Source organism: Mesorhizobium sp. M4A.F.Ca.ET.090.04.2.1, from assembly GCF_003999085.1.
Lineage (GTDB): Bacteria > Pseudomonadota > Alphaproteobacteria > Rhizobiales > Rhizobiaceae > Mesorhizobium.
This window is the reverse complement of sequence record NZ_RZOT01000769.1, coordinates 1-1,891: the sequence shown is the minus strand read 5'-3', so window position 1 is coordinate 1,891 and position 1,891 is coordinate 1. Positions and strand designations below refer to the sequence as shown.

Sequence of the window (1,891 nt, the reverse complement as noted above, 5' to 3'; positions counted from 1 at the left end):
GCGCAGGAGACGGCGGCGCGCCTGGAGACGTTACTGCCGCACCTACTGGCGGTACGGCCGCCTGCGCAGGCGCTGCTATCGCCGGCGCGTCTGGATCTGGTTCCGGCTTTAGCCATTAGGCGCTGATCCTGCCCCGGCCGGATGGTCGCGCCGGGGCAGGGTGTTGATCGCCGGTTCAAACATGCAGCGCGCCGCCAACGCGCGGCGGATAACAGGACGAGGCGCCAGAAAGCATGGGCAACAGCGGCCGCGACGAGCACCAAGCCGGTGCCTCGCCAAGCATTTGATTATCAATCCTTTTCAAATTCTACCGACTTGACTCGCCCCTAAGGCCACGACCGCCGCAATAGGTCCTACGGATCCTGGCGTAGTGCGTCGATGGCCAGCGGCGAAAGCGCCCCTGAACCTCATCGGACTTGAGAAGAGCTGCTGCAAGCAAGCATCGCGACGTCGCGAGTCGTGAGCCGATTGACAAAACAATCCAAGCCTATCATATGATAGGTAGACTATCGATTGATAGGGAGGGGATCTTGGATCGAGTGAGCTCGGACGCTTCACGGTTGCAGGAGCTGGGTTATCGACAGCAGCTCCGGCGCGGACTCGGCGTCTTTTCGACATTTTCTATCGGCGTTGCCACCGTCGCACCGGTGGTCGGTCTCTATGCGATCTTCGGACTCGGGATGAACCTGTCCGGGCCGGTGTGGGTGTGGCTGCTGGTACTGTCCCTGGTCGGCCAGGTGCTGGTGGCAGTGGTCTATGCGGAACTCGCATCCGAGTTCCCGATTGCAGGAGGGCCCTATCAATGGGTGCGCCGGCTGATCGGGCCGGACGCGGGCATCTTCACAGGCCTCATATACCTCGTTGCCGTGTCGGCGGCGCTCGCTACCGTGGCGTTCCTTGCGGCGCCGTGGTTCGCGCAGTTGCTCGGTCTTCAGCCCTCGCCGGGCGGGCACATGCTGCTTTCGTTCTGCGTGCTGCTCGCTTCCCTGCTGGTCAATGCCGGCGGCGTCCAGGTCGTTCGCGTGGCGGTAAACTTCGGCATCGCAGCCGAGATAATCGCTTCGATGCTTATCGGCTCGATGCTGCTGGTGTTCTTCCGAACCCACGATGTCACTGTCCTCTTCAGTTCGATGGGGGCTCCGACCTCGCTCGGAGCAGCGCTTGCCACGCTCGCCGTCTGCGGTTGGGCCTTCGTCGGTTTCGATGCGAGCGCGTCGGTCGCCGAAGAGACCACCGGCGCGGGCGCGAACGTCCCACGTGCCATCCTTGCCGCCACGGCGGTCGTTGGCATCGCAGTGGTTTTGGTCGCCGTTGCCGTCATCCTGGCGACCGGCGACCTCCAGGCCGTGATCTCGGGCTCTGAAATGGATCCGGTCACGGCGACGGTGGTCGCCTCGCTGGGTGGTTGGTCGCGGATGCCGTTTCTGGCCGTGGTGGCGATCACCTTTTTTGCCTGCTGCATATCCATGCAAGCCTATCTTGGCCGCGTCATCTTCAGTCTCGCCCGGGATGGCGTGCTTCCGTTCTCCCGGAAGTTGGCTTCGGTCAGCGAAGGCAGAAAGGTTCCGCTGGTCGCCATGACGACCATGACGCTCATCGCCTCGGCCTGCCTGCTTCTCGGCTTCAACGAAGGGGCTGTCGGAACGATGATCAGCTTCGGCACCGCAGGCCTCTATATAACGTTCCTGCTGGTCGTGGCGGCGGCGCTCTACGCCCGCGTCAGCGGCAAGTGGCGCCCCGATGGCTCATTGCGTCTCGGCGCGCTCGGCACGCCGGTCAACGTCGCCGCCTTGGTCTGGCTGGTGTTCGAGACCATCAACATAGCTTGGCCACGCGTCGAACTGGCGCCGCCAAATGCTCCGGTTTGGCAGGTTTGGGCGGCGATCTGGGT

1 protein-coding gene is annotated in these 1,891 nt (G+C 63.5%); it reads left to right on the top strand.

Annotated features, from left to right (window positions below; all coding sequences use genetic code 11):
- Positions 1 to 416 precede the first annotated feature (416 nt).
- Positions 417 to 1,891: APC family permease (locus EN781_RS31575; protein WP_127400685.1), on the top strand; the 1,475-nt coding region annotated here is incomplete at its 3' end.